Below are 15,821 nucleotides of genomic sequence, written 5' to 3' on the forward strand. Positions count from 1 at the left end.
TTAGAACTTGCTATTAAAGAGCCTTGTTCTGATAGATACGAATAGATAATATCCATGAAACCCCATAGCACCCCACTGCTATGACAGCAAATATAAGAAATAATTTCAACTCTGAAATCTCTTTTAAAAAGGTCAGTACGCCATTAGCATATTTATTTAATAAATATGGAGTATTTCGCATTAAATATATAACTCCAATAGATAAAAGTATAAAAACTGGTACAAGTGTTTTCACTTTAAATGCAACAAAAAATGGGATGTAAAATGCAGTAATCAGCATGACTGCCAAGAAGCCTAGGATGTAACTTTCTAAGGAAAGTTGAAATTCCATGCTGTCTAAAATGAAATATTTTCCAACTAAACAAAATGGGATGATTACTATTGTAAAAAATAAGGTTCCAACGTATTTTGAACTTATAATTTCCTTCCTAGTATACGGTAATGAGTTTACTAAAATATTAGCATTATCTTTATCATCAGATTGATATGTGTTAATTACAAAAACGGCACTACAAATGATTATGACATATGCTACATCCATGCCGGCCCACAAATAGGTAACTAGAAATAAGAGATAAGCAGGTAAAAAAGTTTTTTGTAAAATCAAATCCTTTTTAATTAAATTAAGCATCTTGACTCCCCCTTTTTCATGAAATACATAATATCCTCTAAACTTGGTTTTTCAATCACCACTTCTTTATTAAATAAAGTTTCGATAGAATTTACATTTTCAATCAATCCCTCGAAACCTGTATTTGCCTTACATACAGATATAAATTCACGCTCAGTATCAAAATCTAACATATCTAGTGGTCCTTTGACCAAAATATAATCTTCTGCAATGGCATAAATATCTTTTGTAAAAATATGCTTCCCATTTTGAATAAATGTAATATAATCGGCAATGCGGTCTAAATCCGTTGTAATATGAGATGAGAAAAAGATAGTTTTCTCACCATCCTGCATAATATTTTGTAAAACATCCAATAATTCTCTTCTAAATACCGGATCGAGTCCGGAAGTAGGCTCATCCATAATAATTAGTTCAGCATGATGTGAAAGGGCAATTGCAAGAGAGGCTTTCATTTTCATTCCTTTGGAGAATGTTTTCATTTTTTTATTTAATGGTAATTCGAACAGATCTTTATAATATGTAAATTGGTTAAAATCCCATTTTTTATAAGCAGGCGCAATAATTTTAGTAATTTCCTTTAATGTGAGTTCATCATAAAACACATTATCGTCATAAACGAAACCAATTCTTTCTTTAATTCGCTTCGCATCAGTCGAATAGTTCATGCCAAATAAGGAGACATTTCCACTATCCGGGTTCATTAGATTCATAATCATTTTAATCGTTGTAGATTTACCTGATCCATTCCCCCCAATAAAACCCGTAACAAATCCTTTTTTTACTTCCATCGAAAAATTTTTAATTTGAAATCCTTTAAAAGATTTACTGACATTTTGAAGTTCTATTACGTTTTCCAAGAGTTTTCCTCCTCGTATAAAATTGTAAGCATTTCTTTTAGATCATTTAAAGAAACATCCATTTGTTTAGCATTTTGAATCGCTTCACACAACTTTTCTTCAACTGTCTTTAATTTTTTTTCTTTCATAGTTTCAATGTTTTGTTCTGCTACAAAGGACCCCCTTCCGACAATTGAATAAATAAAACCTTCTTTTTCCAGTTCTTCATATGCTCTTTTCGTTGTAATAATACTTACTCTTAAATCTTTTGCTAACTGACGCATTGAAGGAAGAGCATCTCCTTGCTTTAAATCACCTAGTAAAATAAGTTTTTTTATTTGGACACCAATTTGTTCATAAATAGGTTCCTTTGAAGTGTTCGTAATAACGATTTGCATGCAAGTACCTCTTTTTAAAAATATTGTATATATACTTTATATACAATATATACTATCGTACATTGTAAATCAACAGAAAATTTCCAAAATATAGTCACAAACACAATCTAATAATAAATGTAATTCATACAACTTATTTATACGGGTCTTCCTCGTATTTGCTCGATTTTGAGGTGGAGGTCTTACTGCTATCTAATGCGGTATAAAGACTACGTTGTGTTTTACGGAGAAATTGGCACAGCTGGTAGTGTGAAAGCAAAAGAGTTTGAAACAGAAGAACAATCTGAGGAAGTTGATATCAAGTTAGACTGGTATGAAGGTGACGAGGAAGGATTGAAAAAGATGTTTCCTATGCTATGGGAAATGTATGGAGAAAGACCGATTGAGTGGTAGATTTATATACGAAAAACGCCTTGTTTCTTTATTAACAAGGCGTTTTTTCTTGATACTATGTTTAAATTGTTATCTTTCCACTCTCCCACCACACCATAAAAATCTTTAAAGAAGGCGCAACCCACGTTCTGCTATCATTTTCATGGTTCCATACATATATATCATCTCTTTGCACTATTCCATTCAAAATGGAATAGCCAAACAAATCACCATTTCCGCCATCAGCAAAAAATAATAAACAGTCAAAAGGCATATATAAATCTTTAAAATCAACTATATTTCTCATATTCATATTTTCAATTTTGAGGCATCCCAAATAAATTGTCCATATTCACCTTCTATACCATTTGTTTCCTGTAATAATTGATATAAATCATTCGGTAACTCCAACTGCAAATTTTTTTGAACTTCAGCGAGTTCATCCTTCGTAGCGGGATTTTTCAAACTTAAGTTTGATGAAATACTGCGAATGGTATTTTTCCACATAACCTTTTCCTCCTTGCGGTCCCTTATGTTCAATCCAGTATATACAATGTGGCTCCTCTAAATTTATTGATACCACTTTTCTAACAAATCCTTCTCCCTCTCGCCTGAAATACCTGCTTTTAATTCCCATTCGTCCATACTCTTCATCCACGCATACACGTCTGTAACAGTATCTTCTAACCTTCTAAAAGTAAGACCCTCTTTAACTGCGCTCTCTATATTAATAGAGAATCCACCTTTCCACGGATCTGTTTCACCTTCTAATGAAAAAGTTTCTGGAAGCCACAATGGCATTTCCGTCCATGGCTGTACTTTATTCTCATGCATAAACGATTCATCAACCCAAACGAATGCAGCGTCGCTATTCGTAACCTTTTTACTCATATTTAATAGCTCTTCCATCGTCAGCTCATCTTTCGGACCCGTTACATTAAATGTACCTACTTTATTGTTTTCTGCCATGTTTAGTCCAAAGCTTGCGACGTCTTTTATATCAACGAACTGCACTGGACGGTCTTTCCTTCCTGGAACTAACACTTTTCCTCCCTTTGCTACGCGCTGAATCCAGTATGGAAGCCGATCTGTATAATCAAACATTCCTGAAAGAAGTCCTGCTCTTACGTGTAAAACACGACCCGGCCAATAATTCTCTGCTTCTTTTTCACATAATACTTTAAGCGCACCGTAATACTCATAAGGAGATATTTCACCATTCTCTACAGCTTTTACCTTATCACTTGGTGGTTCAGGTAGTAATTTATAATCTTCTTTTATGTGATGCGGGATCCAATCTTTATATACGGAAAGGCTTGAGATGAATGTATAGTGCTTTATATTATCTTTAAGTACTTCTCCTACATTCCTAATGTGATGAGGAGAAAATCCACATGTATCTATGACCATATCCCATTTTAGATTTTCTAAACTTGAAACATCATCATTTCTATCACCAATTAACTGCTCTACGTCAGGAAAAATTTCTTTATTTGTTCCACGGTTGAATAATGTAACTTCATGCCCTCTATTCAAAGCCTCTTCTACGAAAGCCCTTCCTAAAAAACGTGTACCGCCCAGTATTAGAATCTTCATTCTTTTTCCCCCATTCAATCAAGCGCATGATTAAAAACCTTTTCTTTTGTTTAACGATTTTCCCTTGTAAAAAGTTACGGGTATTTTTCATTTTTTTCTATAGTTAATATAACGTCATCCAAATTTACAACTTGTGACATAACTTTTTATCGAACTCGACAGTAATGAAGACGATAAAGAGGGGTTGAAAAATATTTCAACTAAGTCATAGTGATAAGTACACATCTACGAAAATACTTATTTATACGAGCAATGCTCCTGTCAATTTGGCAGGAGCATTGTTTTTTCAACCTCTATTTACTTTTATATACTTGAATTGAAATGATCGAAATTAAACTGAGCAACCCCATAAATAAACAAGTCGCGCCTAGAATTGTATAAGAATTTCCGTATCCTTGTAATAAAGCTAAATACGTACTTGTATCCATATGACCGCCCTGCTCTGCAACAGATTCACTTGTTGCCTTACTCCCCATTTCTGGTGCATTTATTAGTACATACACACCGATAATAGCTACTAAAGCTGAAATGATTTCTACAACATTAGACTTTGTCATCATACCCTCACCTTTCAAACAACGTCTTTTATCCATCTAGTGAAATCTCTTACTTATATATAATAGCAAAAAATATGGTATAAAATTCCAATTCATACCATATTTTAAACTAAATTTAATTATTTGACTGTACACTAGAAAGAATATATTTTGAAATTAGCTCCCCCCATATATCCTTCGCTTCCGGTATAATCTCAGATGCAATCGCCACCACCAATTCCTTCTCTGGAATACAACAAATCATATTCCCACCATCACCCATGGCACAGTATGAAAAGACCCCATCTTCTTCTCGTAACCACCATAAGTAACCGTATTGATTTGAATTCATCGCTATTGATTCTTGTACCCACGATTTTGAAAGAATTTCCTTTCCATTATGAATACCTTCATTCAAATACATCTGTCCAAACTTAGCCATATCTTTAACTGTTAACGTTAGTCCCCAGCCGCCCGTCGAAATACCATTTGGATCGTGAACCCATCCTTTCACATCTTTTCCGAATAAGTCATCGAATTCAAAAGATTTCATATTGTAGTTTGGAATTTCTCTCATGCCAAGCGGCTGAAATAAGTATTCATTCGCAAATTCACGCGCACTTTTTCCTGTTGCGCTCGTAATAATTGCTGATAATAAATGAGCTCCTGCAGATGAATATTTAAAAAATCCAATTTCTCCGCCTTTCCCTACCCTATTTAACGTATACTGCACCCAATCCTTTTGTGTGCATAATTCTTCTAACGGTTCCTGCCAATCTACGAAAGGATGTGGCGCTGTCATCGTAAGAAGGTGTCTTACTGTTATTTCAGATGAATTACAATTATATTCTGGGAAAAATTCTATTACTTTTTGATCAACGCTTTTTATATACCCTTTATTTACACATACCCCAATTAACGCGGAGATTATCGTTTTTGTTACTGATGCTACATGACATGCATCATCTGGACCGTAACCATTATAATAATTTTCAAAAGTAACATTACCTTTTTGTACAACTAATACACCATTTATATTTTTATAGTTTTCTTTTATAATCCAATCTAACTGTTCAGCAGTCTTCATCATTCTTCCCCCTTAATATATGATTAAAAAAGTTCGATAGGTACATATATATCAACTATATGTTTATGTTCGGGATGCTGCCTTGGATCATTTCTATATACTTCAAAAGGGTACGAATCTCTCGGCTTATATCCGCTATTTGGCAGCCATTCACCGTATAAGAAATTCCATGCTCCTTTATATTCATCTTGGAATATTTCAAAATGACCTACCGCATACTTGCCTGAAGGTATTACCATTATTCCAATGTCGCTCGTTTCTACTGCGGACTCATTCGGAATTGTTATACATAGACTTGTTCTTAACTGATAGTCTTCTGTAAACTCATGATGATCGTGGTAAATTGTTAATACTTTCGTATCCTCGAATACATGATAGTTTTGCTCTGTGGCGTAACGAAATAGTTTTTCTATCATTTTTGAAAAAGCTATAGCTAACTCTTTATATGTACCTACATGTCTTATGTATGCGACGTTTACGTTGTCCGCTGTTACAATTTCAACATTTCCTCGAACCTTCTTACATTCATTGTATTGAGAAGTTTCACTTACGTCTTTGCAATTCTTGCTATTGTGATTTCTATAGTGAGACGGACTTACTCCGTAATAACTTTTAAATGTCCGGGAGAAAACTGCTGAATCTGTGAACCCGAAGTAATACGCAATGTCTGTAATCGTCATATCTGTACGATAAGTAAGAAGGTGTGTTGCCCTCTCTAATTTCAAACGATTCACATACCGAGATAACGGCTCATCCATCATCCCTTTAAAAATTCTATGAAAATGAAATTTTGAGAAGCCTGCCACATTAGCTAAATCTTCAATTGAAAGTGAATCATTTATATGTGATTCTATATAGTCTTGCACTTTATAAACACGTCGTAAATACTCGTTTCTACTTTGAGAACTCTCCACATTTATCCCTCCTCACAACAAAAAGACTAACTTTACGTCAGCCTACTTTACACATTTTTTAAAAATAAAACTCTACTCCCGCCGTTCCCATCATAATTTGTATGTACGGATACACCATCTATCTCATCATCCCCAGCTTCAATTCGAAATCCGATTTCTTGATGAAATTCAATTGACTTTTTATTAACTGGTGACGTAATTGCTTTTACAACTTTACGGTTATTTGCACGAGCGCTATCGAAGAAATAAGAATATAACGTCGATGCGATTCCTTTTCGTCTAAACTTCGGATTTACACCGATAAAATGAACGTACGCTTCATCTTTATGCGTTTGTGAAAAGAAACCACATAGAAAACCTAACGTTTCGCCATCTTCTTCAATGATAAAACTCGTTTCTTGAAAATGGACGAAAAACAACTTCGGCAACATACTAGCCATATCTCTTCCGCCCCACCAATCATTTAATACAGAATGAATCTTTACATAATCTTCCCCTTGAATATTTCTTACTCGCATGTATTTCTCCCTCTCACTCACTTCATTTTTTCATATATTTTAATAACCGTTTCGACTAACAGAATGAATACCCAAATACCTGAAAATACAAGAACAGACTGGAATATCGATCCAATTACCATAACACCAACTGCACCTGTTATTGAAAATGATATTCCACCAAGCCCTGGATCCTGTATAAGTGCTCCAGCAGAAAAAGCAGTTATAATAGATACTATTAAATAAATAACACTCATTATTTTTAATATTTTTATAGAAAGATACGAGGTTTGTTCTTGCTCCACTTGTGATAATTCGATTTCCCCACTCGCAATTCCTTTTTGCAAACAGTCTTCACATAGAAATTCTTCTTTAATTTTTTTACCACCATGCAATGTACCTGTTATTTCTTTACATCGTGAACACTTTCGATTTATCATGTTGATATCACTCCACTCATATAAGATTATACTTACATAATTCTAGATTTACCTTAATATCCCTTTTATGTATTTTATAGAGAAAGGTCGTGTTTTATGATTTCGAAACCGACATTTATCTATAAAAACCCTACCGTCCAGTATGTATTACGGCCTAGTTGCTATGCGGTTATTTTTAACAATACTTGCTCAAAAATAGCTATCATCGAAAAAGGAGAACATTACTTTTTACCTGGTGACGGTATGGAAAGTACGGAAACGAAAGAAGCATGTTTACATCGTGAATTACTAGAGGAATTAGGTTGGGCGATTGAAATTGATCGTTCTATCGGTAATGCAGCACGATATTTTTATGCCGAAAAAGAAGATTCATGAAGTTGAAGTTCATGAATAAGACCATATTTTACAATGGATGTCTCCATCGCTTGCTATAGAACATTTAATTCATGATCATCAAAAATGGGCTGTTGAACAAGCACTTTTACTACTAAATAAAAAAGGATCTCCTTCTATGTGAAAGAGATCCTTTTTACTGTTAGCTTACTTTTTTCAAATTGAGAGCTGTCTTTTTGATTCCGCCTTTTTTTACAACATATAAACCGATAAAGATAATAAGACCGCCAACAAGTTGCATCATATTGATTTGCTCTCCAATTGTTACAGCTGCAAAGATAACTGCGAACAATGGTACGAGATACATATAAACCATTACTTTCGTTGAACCGATTTTACTAATACCGACATACCACATTGCAAGTCCGAAGATTGTCGCAAAGACGATTGAATATGCTAGTGATCCCCAGCTTGGCGTATCTACTGGCCACGTTAATGTATTTACGTTGAATAAACAGTATATAACGAGAGGTACAATTCCAATTAAAGTAGACCATGATGTGACTCTCATTGCGGAGTATTTTGTGATAAGTGGTTGCGCTAAAATGGGATACCATCCCCACGCAATTGCTGCGACTAATCCAATTACATTTCCGAGCCACGCATACTCGTATGTAGCTCCTCCCGTATGCCCTGTTAATAAAACGAATGCTGCACCAATAAACGCTACTATTGAACCAATTTGTACTTTCATCGAAAAACGTTCTTGTTTGTGCAATACTGCTAATATCCCTGTAAATATAGGTGACATCGCAATTAATAATGAGGCGTTCGTTGCTGAAGTATATTTCACAGATAGCATAAACATCGTTTGATACATTGTCGTTCCAACGATACCGACTGCTAGTAATCGTAACCAATCTTTTCTTTCAATACGTAATGAGCGTTCCATTAAAAATGTAATAAGTAATAATACCGGTGATGCTACTAAAAATCGTAAACTATTAAATTGAATGGATGACATATATGCCACGCCATACTTTCCAATTGTATAATTTGCTCCCCATACTAATGCTACTGATACTAGGAGCCATTCCATTTGCCATCGTTTCATCCGAATCTCCCCTTCCCTATTTAGCATAGTAAAATTGGCTGGATATAACACCGTCCAATTGGCTGTTTTTTTACCCAGCCAATTTGTTATACTTAATGTATATAAGATTTTCGGAGGCGTTTGTATGGAATGGAAGCTAGATAACGACAGTAAAATCCCAATTTATCAGCAAGTTGTTGACTTTATTGAAAAACGTATTACATACGGAGAACTTCCCCCAGGTAGCTTCCTCCCTTCAGAACGGAAATTAGCTACGCAGTTAAATGTAAACCGAAGTACGGTAACGACTGCTTATAATGAACTACGTGCTATGGGAATTGTAGAAAGTACGACTGGTAAAGGTACACGTGTGAGTACACATATGTGGGGCGTTTCTCCAACATTAACGCCGAATTGGAGAAATTTCGTAGAAGGTGGTACTTTCTTACCAAACTTACCGTTACTTCGCCATATTCGGGCAGAAGTACAACAAAATGAGAACATTATAGATTTCGCAAACGGAGAGCTCGGTTGTAATCTCTATCCTCACGATCAACTACAAACAATTTTGCGAGAACAACCGTTAACGCAGTCATTAAGTTACGATCATCCCCAGGGGTATCTCCCGCTAAGACAAGCGGTAGTAAAATATATGAAGGAATATTTAAAAGTTGAAGCGACCGAACAATCGATTATGATTACATCCGGCGCCCAACAAGCACTTCACCTTATCGTACAATGTTTATTAAACCCAGGTGATGCGGTCGCTTTCGAAAGTCCATCACACTGTTATTCATTACCGCTATTCCAATCAGCAGGTATTCGTATTTTCCCGTTACCTGTCGATGAACACGGTATTAATCCAGACGATGTGCAAGAATTATATAGAAAGCATCGTATAAAAATGATCTTTTTAAATCCAAACTTCCAAAATCCTACGGGCACAATGTTGCATCCAAACCGTAGAAAAAAACTGTTATCACTTTGCGCAGACCTACGAATTGCAATCGTTGAAGATGATCCATCCAGTTTACTTACGCTAGAAAAGAAACAACCTTGTCCTACTTTGAAATCAATTGATGAAAATGGAACAGTCATTTATGTACATTCCTTATCTAAAATGATTGCACCAGGGTTACGAGTTGGCTGGCTTGTCGCTCCGCAGTCTGTCATAGAGCGATTATCAGATGCGCGTCACCAAATGGAATTAGGAATGAGTATATTCCCGCAGTGGCTTATACAACAATTTTTCGAAACTGTACCATTTCAGTCGCATATCGTACCGTTACGAAAACAACTAGCAGAAAAAAGAGACATTATCGTTCGCGCCCTAAACGAGCAACTTCACGATAAAATCTCTTTTTCAAACCCGACCGGTGGTATATACATATGGGGAAAATTAAACGAACCGATAAATGAAAAACAACTCATTATGCAAAGCTTAAAACAAGAAATTGCCTTTATGCCGGGTAGTATTTTCGGTGCTAAAGACGGTTATATTCGTTTATCTTACGGGAAAGTGAATATTGATCAAATTGAAAAAGGTATTTCTCGTTTGCGTGAGGCTATTTTGGTTTGTGGGAAATAACATTATGTAAAGAAGTCTCGTTTGACAAAAGCAAAATCTACCATTATTATCAACACGAACCTATTCATAGGAGTGATAAAATGAAGATCTACGTTGATGCAGATGCTTGTCCTGTAAAAGATGTAATTATTTTAGAGGCTACGAATGCAGAAATTCCCGTTACCCTCGTTACTAGCTTTTCTCATTATTCTAATGCGGAACAACCAAAAGGTGTAGAAACAATTTATGTTGATTCCGGAGCAGATGCTGCGGATTACCGAATAATGCAATTAGCCAAAAAAGAAGATTTAATCGTAACGCAAGATTATGGTCTTGCTTCGCTAGCTTTAGCAAAAGGCTGTATCGTTCTACACCATAAAGGCTATAAGTATACGAATGAAAACATTGAACAATTGTTACAAACACGGTATTTAAGTGCAATGGTTCGAAAAAGCGGTAAACGTACAAAGGGACCGAAACCATTTACAGCAGAAGATAAAGAGAAGTTTAGAGTGCTCTTTAAAAGTATAGTCGCACTTTAAAAATGAACCGTCTATTTGCAAGGAAAACTTCGCAAAACAAAGAAGAGAATATCCAAATGAACATTCTCTTCTTGAGGTTTACCTGTTTAAAATGAAGGTAAATTATCTAAGTTATTTTCCTTTATTCCATCAGGTTCACTACGTATAATATCTCTACCATACTTATGAAATACGTCCACATGAACTAACTTCCCTGATTTCGCTTCACTAAGAGCAGTAATATAATCTAACTCTCTCCCGCTACTTGTCTTAAAAGCAATTAAATCCCCATCATCATTTTTACGAACGGCAACAATTTGTTCTGCTCCCGAATCGACTTCCTGGTCCTGGACTACTTCCAATTGAGCTTGCTCTTCTCCTTGATGTAAGTATTCATTATAAACTTTTTGAAAGTCTTTTTTATCCATAAAACTCACCTCCAAAATATTTTATTAGTATGTTTGGAAGGTATTGGTTTTATGTACTTCTTCCATCAAGTTCACAAAAATACACTCCCTCAAAAAGATAACCCGGATCATAATTTTTCAATCTATTACAAATTTATTTTAGAACTTTATAGAGTACCTCTCAATATAAGATACTCAAAACTGATAATATTATATCGAAAACATTTAAGAAATAGAGCTGTTCAGATGAATATCAAATGGAATAGTGAAAACATTATATTTGAGACATTGAGAGAAGCTGAAGTATGGACGGACTCAATCGGGAATGAAATATATGGACGTGTTTATGATGGTTATGTAACACCTGATTATAAGATTGCCTATGTTCTATTGGCTGAGGTCCCTCATTTTAAAGTTCATACAGAAATAGACGTAAATAATGAACCTTAGCTATATAAAGTATGGGTTATTTCATCTGCTAAAACACCATAGCAATTAGTCTACAGTGCTGTTTATTTTAACCTGTATTATAAATACCGATTCCTTAACGTACAGGGAATCGGTTAATTTGCGTCCAAATTGTGTCTAAACGTACAATTTCCCCGAAATGGTATGGTGACCCATGCGCATCAACTTAAGAAAAGTAAACACCCCAAAAAAGAAAAAAATGTACTTTTTTGTTACAGACTAACAAAAAATTACGTTCTAAGGGCGCTATGAACCTTTAAGCTGATGGAGATGTGATGCTACCCAGGAAGTTTCTAAAAAAAATTATTACTCTGAGTTCTTGTTACTTGATTGTACCCATTCCACCAATTTTAACATGTACATTAACTTTAACATCAGCCTTCGATAATGCTTTTCCCCATTTCTTTTGGACTCTTTTCCAATCTTTATATGTATAAGCTCGTGCATACAACCCCAATCCTATAGGATCAATTTCTGCTTTTTGTATTTTCTTTATTAAACGTTCTAAATCACTTTTTAACTGTTTTTCAATGCTTCTTTCTAATCTTTCTCCATCATTCCTAACATTAAAAGGAAACAGTCGTTCTGAAATTGAAATTCTCATATGTACATTTATATTAAACATAAAATGATTTTTGTATTGTACGTTTGTTTTTACTTTGGTACTTTGAGTATTAAAGCTTAACCAATGTTTTTCTTTGCTTTCAGATTGTAGCGGTATGGCAATAGTAAATGGAAATTCTCCCTGTATGTGATTCTGTAAGATACTTAATAATAAATTTTCTTTTGGTGTAATAGTTAGCTTATATCTATTCTGTTCATCAAGTAATGCTGAACCTATCAACTTTATATTGTTATTCTTTTTAAGTGCGCTAACACTCGCCGTCATTCCTTTTTCTTTTGTTTGGTTATGAAAATCTTGAAGAGTAGTTTTTACAGTAATATTTCTTCTATGTGCAGTCTCAATTAATTTTGCCAAATATATAGGAAGACGTGGTTTATTTTTGGGAGCATAATAAATTATGTCTGAAACAGGTCCATCCACAGCAACAATTCTTGTAGTAACCGTATTTTTGGGATCTCGATAAAAAGGATCTAAATAATCCGCCCACTTCTTTTGTTTTAAAAGTCGCTTACCAATCAAAATAAGTTGTGTCTTGCTTCCCGATGTCAAAGCCATAGCCATGGTGTCGAATTTTTCACGAGAGTTTCGCACTGTAACAGATTTCACACCATATTGTTCCTCTTTAATCTTGGCTTCTTTATTGAAAACAGGACTGGATAAGTATACTTTCAAATTATCATTTTCGTCCAAATCTAAACCCAGTATAAGCGTGAGTGTAACATCTTCTACATTCATTTGGTCTAAACACCCAGTGAGCAATATTAGCGGAATTAAAACACTGCATAATATTTTCTGCTTCAATGTGCTTCCCTCCGAAAGTATTTTTTGTGGATTAAGTTATATATCCATAAAAATACAGGGAATAAGAAAGCTAATACAAGTCCAGCTTTCGATGTAAGCTTTTGAAATAGTTCAGATTCATTCCATGAGGGATGGATCCAAAACGTTACTATAATTACTGCCAATAATAAAATAGCTACATGAAGAGTATGATCTTGTTTTCCAATTAGTTGACTAGAACAAAATACAGCACCGTATACACAAGGAATCCATGCAGTAGAGACGACAATTAGATAAATAGCCAATAAAATCATATCAAACCGTTCTAAAAAACGAAATTCAATAACTTTAAGCAAGTTTAGTACAGGTTGATTAAACTCTAAAATTGCATCTGGACTGAAGTACGAAAAGCAGATAAGGATAGTAAATAGATAAAATATAAATGTTAAGGTATTTGCTATAATAATTCCTTGCGTTGCATATTGCTTTTTTTGCAAAAAAGGATAAAGAAAAAATGCAATTTCAAATCCTATAAAGGAAAAGATAGTAGACGGAACAGCCGAAAAGACAGGTTTCCAACCCTCCTTTAATACTGGAAGAAAGTGTAACCAATTGCTATCTTTTAATGGTATGAAGAAAAAAAATGGAATCCACATTGTCATATAAAAGCATAATTCGCAGTATCGACCTATTATCCGAACACCATTGCGTGCAACCAAAAAGGTTGGAATAGAGAATAGAAACAAAATAATATAGTCGGGTGTTTTTGGAAGAAGCCAGCCCTTAATATAAAGCATGCCATTAATTAGAACTGTCCATGCGTAAAAAGCAAAATATATCATATAAAGAATAATTACCATGGTACCAATGATTTTCCCAAACAATCGAATAAGAATTTCATATAAGGTATCATTTGGATAGTGTTTGGCTGTTTGAATTAGCAAAATACTGGCAGTCATAGCGCAAAACCAACCAATAAATAGTGCTATCCAGCTATCTGTTCCAGCTTTTTCTGCAAGTACCCTTGGAAGGGACAGAATTCCAGTTCCTACTTGTGAGGCATTAATAATAAAGATGTATTGCATGACAGTGATGTCATTATATGCATATTTTTTCATATTTTCACCCTTTATCAGGATTGGTTTCTTTGTGATTCTTCGTAATATTTTTAGATTTTCTCTTCATTGACCACAAAGGAAAGCGAACGAACGTGTCCTTCATACCTGATATTCGAAAAGGTGACAAAGGACTACCATAAGGAGTACCTAAAGACTCTAAACTTATAAGATGTGCAATTATAGTCATCCAGCCGATAATAATTCCTACAATTCCAAATAAAGCAGCTAATAACATCATAGGAAAACGCAGTAATCTTATTGCCAAACCCATTTCAAAATTAGGAACAATAGAAGAAGCTATAGTTGTAATAGCAACAATAATAATCATGATATTACTCACAATCCCTGCTTGAACAGCAGCTTGTCCAATCACAATACCTCCAACAATCCCTACGGTCTGGCTAATGGGAGTGGGTAAACGAAGGGCAGCCTCTCTCATCATTTCTAAGGTAATCTCCATAAGTAAAGCTTCTATCACCGGAAGAAACGGAACGCGTTCTCTCGATTCTGCAATTGATAAATAGAGCTGTACAGGAATAACTTCATAATTAAATGAAATAAACGCTACATATGTTGCAGGTAACAATAAGGCTATAAAAAAACTTATAAAACGTAGTAATCGAACAGAGGAAGATACTAACCAACGTGTGTTGTAGTCATCTACCCATTGAAAGAAGGAAATGAAATTTATGGGGGCAATCAAAACATTGGGACTTCGATCCACAACAATGGCGAATCTCCCCTGAAGGATGTGTGATACAGTTGAATCTGGTCTTTCGGTCAAGATAAACTGCGGAAAGGGTGAATATGGATTATCTTCAATAAATTCAATTATTTCGCCAGTATTAATAATCGAGTCCACCTTAATATTTTGAAATCTAGTTTCCAATTCCTTAAGTACATCTTGAGAAGCTACATCTCTTAAATATAAAATAGATACTTTGGTCTTCCCTCTACTTCCAATTAAAACCTCTTTTAATACTAACTCTCTATTAGGAATATATCTTCGTATTAAAGCTATATTCTGACTAGATGTTTCTACAAACCCTTGATGCGTCCCTTTTAGAGATATTTCATTTCTAGGTTCTGTTATATCTCTTTGTGGCCATCCTTTTGTATTTAGTTGATACCCTGTGTTTTGACCGTGAATTAATAAAATACTATCCCCTTGAAAAATAGCATTTTCGACTTGATTCCAAGTATTGATTGTTTGAATTTCTCCTATTGTGACAGGTAGACCATTACTAACATCAAATGGGTTATGCATCAAAGGGGGCAGTATATTATTATGAATAGATTGTTTATCTGTTAATCCAGATAAGTATATCAAAGCGGCTTCTGATTTATTTACTAGTTGAAATTGACGAATTACCAAATCAGGAGCTTGTTGAAAAAGCTTTTGAAGATCATTTGTGTTTTGGAATAAGTCACAGCTGATATTATGATTTCCCATAGTTTCTTTCTGAACATTTGAATTTCTGTTCTCCGAATCATTTATAGAATAACGTCCTTGTTTTAAAAATTTAAATATAGAAAACACAACATTGACTCCCCTCGAAAAGACTTTTCAGTATTTTTATTGTGTATAGTTTAAAAGGA

At 34.5% G+C, this 15,821-nt stretch carries 18 protein-coding genes and 2 pseudogenes; 5 read left to right on the forward strand and 15 right to left on the reverse strand.

From position 1 onward, the window contains the following. Window positions 1-13 precede the first annotated feature (13 nt). The 3 genes from NSQ69_RS14890 to NSQ69_RS14900 are packed head-to-tail and all read right to left on the reverse strand — an operon-like array spanning window position 14 to window position 1,868. A complete protein-coding gene (locus NSQ69_RS14890) occupies window positions 14-631 on the reverse strand; it encodes an ABC-2 transporter permease (RefSeq protein ID WP_033730736.1) in 618 nt (205 codons plus the stop codon). Beyond that, window positions 619-1,491 carry an ABC transporter ATP-binding protein gene (locus tag NSQ69_RS14895; protein ID WP_000432454.1) on the reverse strand — a complete coding sequence of 291 codons (873 nt, stop codon included), beginning with the start codon at window positions 1,489-1,491 and terminating at the stop codon, window positions 619-621. Before NSQ69_RS14895 ends, NSQ69_RS14890 begins: the two co-directional genes overlap by 13 nt. Continuing rightward, window positions 1,479-1,868 carry a GntR family transcriptional regulator gene (locus tag NSQ69_RS14900; protein WP_002127956.1) on the reverse strand — a complete coding sequence of 130 codons (390 nt, stop codon included), beginning with the start codon at window positions 1,866-1,868 and terminating at the stop codon, window positions 1,479-1,481. The genes NSQ69_RS14895 and NSQ69_RS14900 overlap by 13 nt, the downstream gene beginning before the upstream one ends. A 195-nt stretch (window positions 1,869-2,063) precedes the next feature. Here NSQ69_RS14900 and NSQ69_RS14905 point away from each other — a divergent pair, with 195 nt between their 5' ends. Continuing rightward, window positions 2,064-2,261: a hypothetical protein gene (locus NSQ69_RS14905; RefSeq protein ID WP_002127957.1), complete on the forward strand. Its 198-nt coding sequence runs from the start codon at window positions 2,064-2,066 to the stop codon at window positions 2,259-2,261. A 61-nt stretch (window positions 2,262-2,322) separates the two neighbouring features. Here the strand turns inward: NSQ69_RS14905 and NSQ69_RS14910 are convergent. From NSQ69_RS14910 to NSQ69_RS14940, 7 genes and pseudogenes are all read right to left on the reverse strand, one after another. Then, a pseudogene (locus NSQ69_RS14910) lies at window positions 2,323-2,747 on the reverse strand (SMI1/KNR4 family protein). A 63-nt stretch (window positions 2,748-2,810) separates the two neighbouring features. After that, the gene (locus tag NSQ69_RS14915) at window positions 2,811-3,836 is read right to left on the reverse strand and encodes an SDR family oxidoreductase (protein WP_341099439.1); all 1,026 of its coding nucleotides are present in this window, start codon (window positions 3,834-3,836) and stop codon (window positions 2,811-2,813) included. Between the two features lie 293 nt (window positions 3,837-4,129). Then, entirely contained in the window at window positions 4,130-4,429 is a 300-nt protein-coding gene (locus NSQ69_RS14920) for a hypothetical protein (RefSeq protein ID WP_000361375.1), read from the reverse strand. Window positions 4,430-4,508: 79 nt separating this feature from the next. Beyond that, window positions 4,509-5,459 (reverse strand): serine hydrolase domain-containing protein, encoded by a 951-nt coding sequence (locus NSQ69_RS14925; RefSeq protein WP_341099441.1) that lies wholly within the window; start codon window positions 5,457-5,459, stop codon window positions 4,509-4,511. Between the two features lie 23 nt (window positions 5,460-5,482). Continuing rightward, window positions 5,483-6,373: an AraC family transcriptional regulator gene (locus tag NSQ69_RS14930; RefSeq protein ID WP_002120356.1), complete on the reverse strand. Its 891-nt coding sequence runs from the start codon at window positions 6,371-6,373 to the stop codon at window positions 5,483-5,485. 47 nt (window positions 6,374-6,420) lie between these two features. Continuing rightward, window positions 6,421-6,891, reverse strand: a complete 471-nt coding sequence (locus tag NSQ69_RS14935) for a GNAT family N-acetyltransferase (protein WP_078184913.1) — start codon at window positions 6,889-6,891, stop codon at window positions 6,421-6,423. Window positions 6,892-6,908: 17 nt separating this feature from the next. After that, the gene (locus NSQ69_RS14940) at window positions 6,909-7,310 is read right to left on the reverse strand and encodes a DUF3980 domain-containing protein (protein WP_012261193.1); all 402 of its coding nucleotides are present in this window, start codon (window positions 7,308-7,310) and stop codon (window positions 6,909-6,911) included. Window positions 7,311-7,406: 96 nt separating this feature from the next. Here NSQ69_RS14940 and NSQ69_RS14945 point away from each other — a divergent pair. Further along, a pseudogene (locus NSQ69_RS14945) lies at window positions 7,407-7,827 on the forward strand (NUDIX domain-containing protein). A gap of 18 nt (window positions 7,828-7,845) precedes the next feature. Here NSQ69_RS14945 and NSQ69_RS14950 read toward each other — a convergent pair. Beyond that, a complete protein-coding gene (locus NSQ69_RS14950) occupies window positions 7,846-8,757 on the reverse strand; it encodes a DMT family transporter (protein ID WP_002120365.1) in 912 nt (303 codons plus the stop codon). Window positions 8,758-8,881: 124 nt separating this feature from the next. Between NSQ69_RS14950 and pdxR the strand changes: the two genes are divergently transcribed. Then, window positions 8,882-10,324: a MocR-like pyridoxine biosynthesis transcription factor PdxR gene (gene pdxR / locus NSQ69_RS14955; protein WP_063225763.1), complete on the forward strand. Its 1,443-nt coding sequence runs from the start codon at window positions 8,882-8,884 to the stop codon at window positions 10,322-10,324. Window positions 10,325-10,404: 80 nt separating this feature from the next. Further along, window positions 10,405-10,845: a YaiI/YqxD family protein gene (locus tag NSQ69_RS14960; protein WP_002120370.1), complete on the forward strand. Its 441-nt coding sequence runs from the start codon at window positions 10,405-10,407 to the stop codon at window positions 10,843-10,845. Window positions 10,846-10,931: 86 nt separating this feature from the next. Here the strand turns inward: NSQ69_RS14960 and NSQ69_RS14965 are convergent, their stop codons facing one another. Further along, window positions 10,932-11,252 (reverse strand): DUF3892 domain-containing protein, encoded by a 321-nt coding sequence (locus NSQ69_RS14965; protein WP_002120371.1) that lies wholly within the window; start codon window positions 11,250-11,252, stop codon window positions 10,932-10,934. A gap of 231 nt (window positions 11,253-11,483) precedes the next feature. Here NSQ69_RS14965 and NSQ69_RS14970 point away from each other — a divergent pair, with 231 nt between their 5' ends. After that, window positions 11,484-11,681: a hypothetical protein gene (locus NSQ69_RS14970; RefSeq protein ID WP_033712249.1), complete on the forward strand. Its 198-nt coding sequence runs from the start codon at window positions 11,484-11,486 to the stop codon at window positions 11,679-11,681. Between the two features lie 340 nt (window positions 11,682-12,021). On the opposite strand, the gene NSQ69_RS14975 is transcribed toward NSQ69_RS14970, so the two are convergent. The 3 genes from NSQ69_RS14975 to NSQ69_RS14985 are packed head-to-tail and all read right to left on the reverse strand — an operon-like array spanning window position 12,022 to window position 15,762. Next, window positions 12,022-13,125: a Ger(x)C family spore germination protein gene (locus NSQ69_RS14975; protein WP_341099443.1), complete on the reverse strand. Its 1,104-nt coding sequence runs from the start codon at window positions 13,123-13,125 to the stop codon at window positions 12,022-12,024. Further along, window positions 13,122-14,222, reverse strand: coding sequence for a GerAB/ArcD/ProY family transporter (locus NSQ69_RS14980; protein ID WP_002120379.1), 1,101 nt, complete (start codon window positions 14,220-14,222; stop codon window positions 13,122-13,124). Before NSQ69_RS14980 ends, NSQ69_RS14975 begins: the two co-directional genes overlap by 4 nt. A gap of 4 nt (window positions 14,223-14,226) precedes the next feature. Then, on the reverse strand, window positions 14,227-15,762 hold the full coding sequence (locus NSQ69_RS14985) for a spore germination protein (protein ID WP_002120381.1): 1,536 nt from the start codon (window positions 15,760-15,762) through the stop codon (window positions 14,227-14,229). Between the last annotated feature and the right edge of the window lie 59 nt (window positions 15,763-15,821).

The organism is Bacillus sp. FSL R10-2201 (assembly GCF_038008665.1).
Taxonomy (GTDB): domain Bacteria; phylum Bacillota; class Bacilli; order Bacillales; family Bacillaceae_G; genus Bacillus_A; species Bacillus_A mycoides.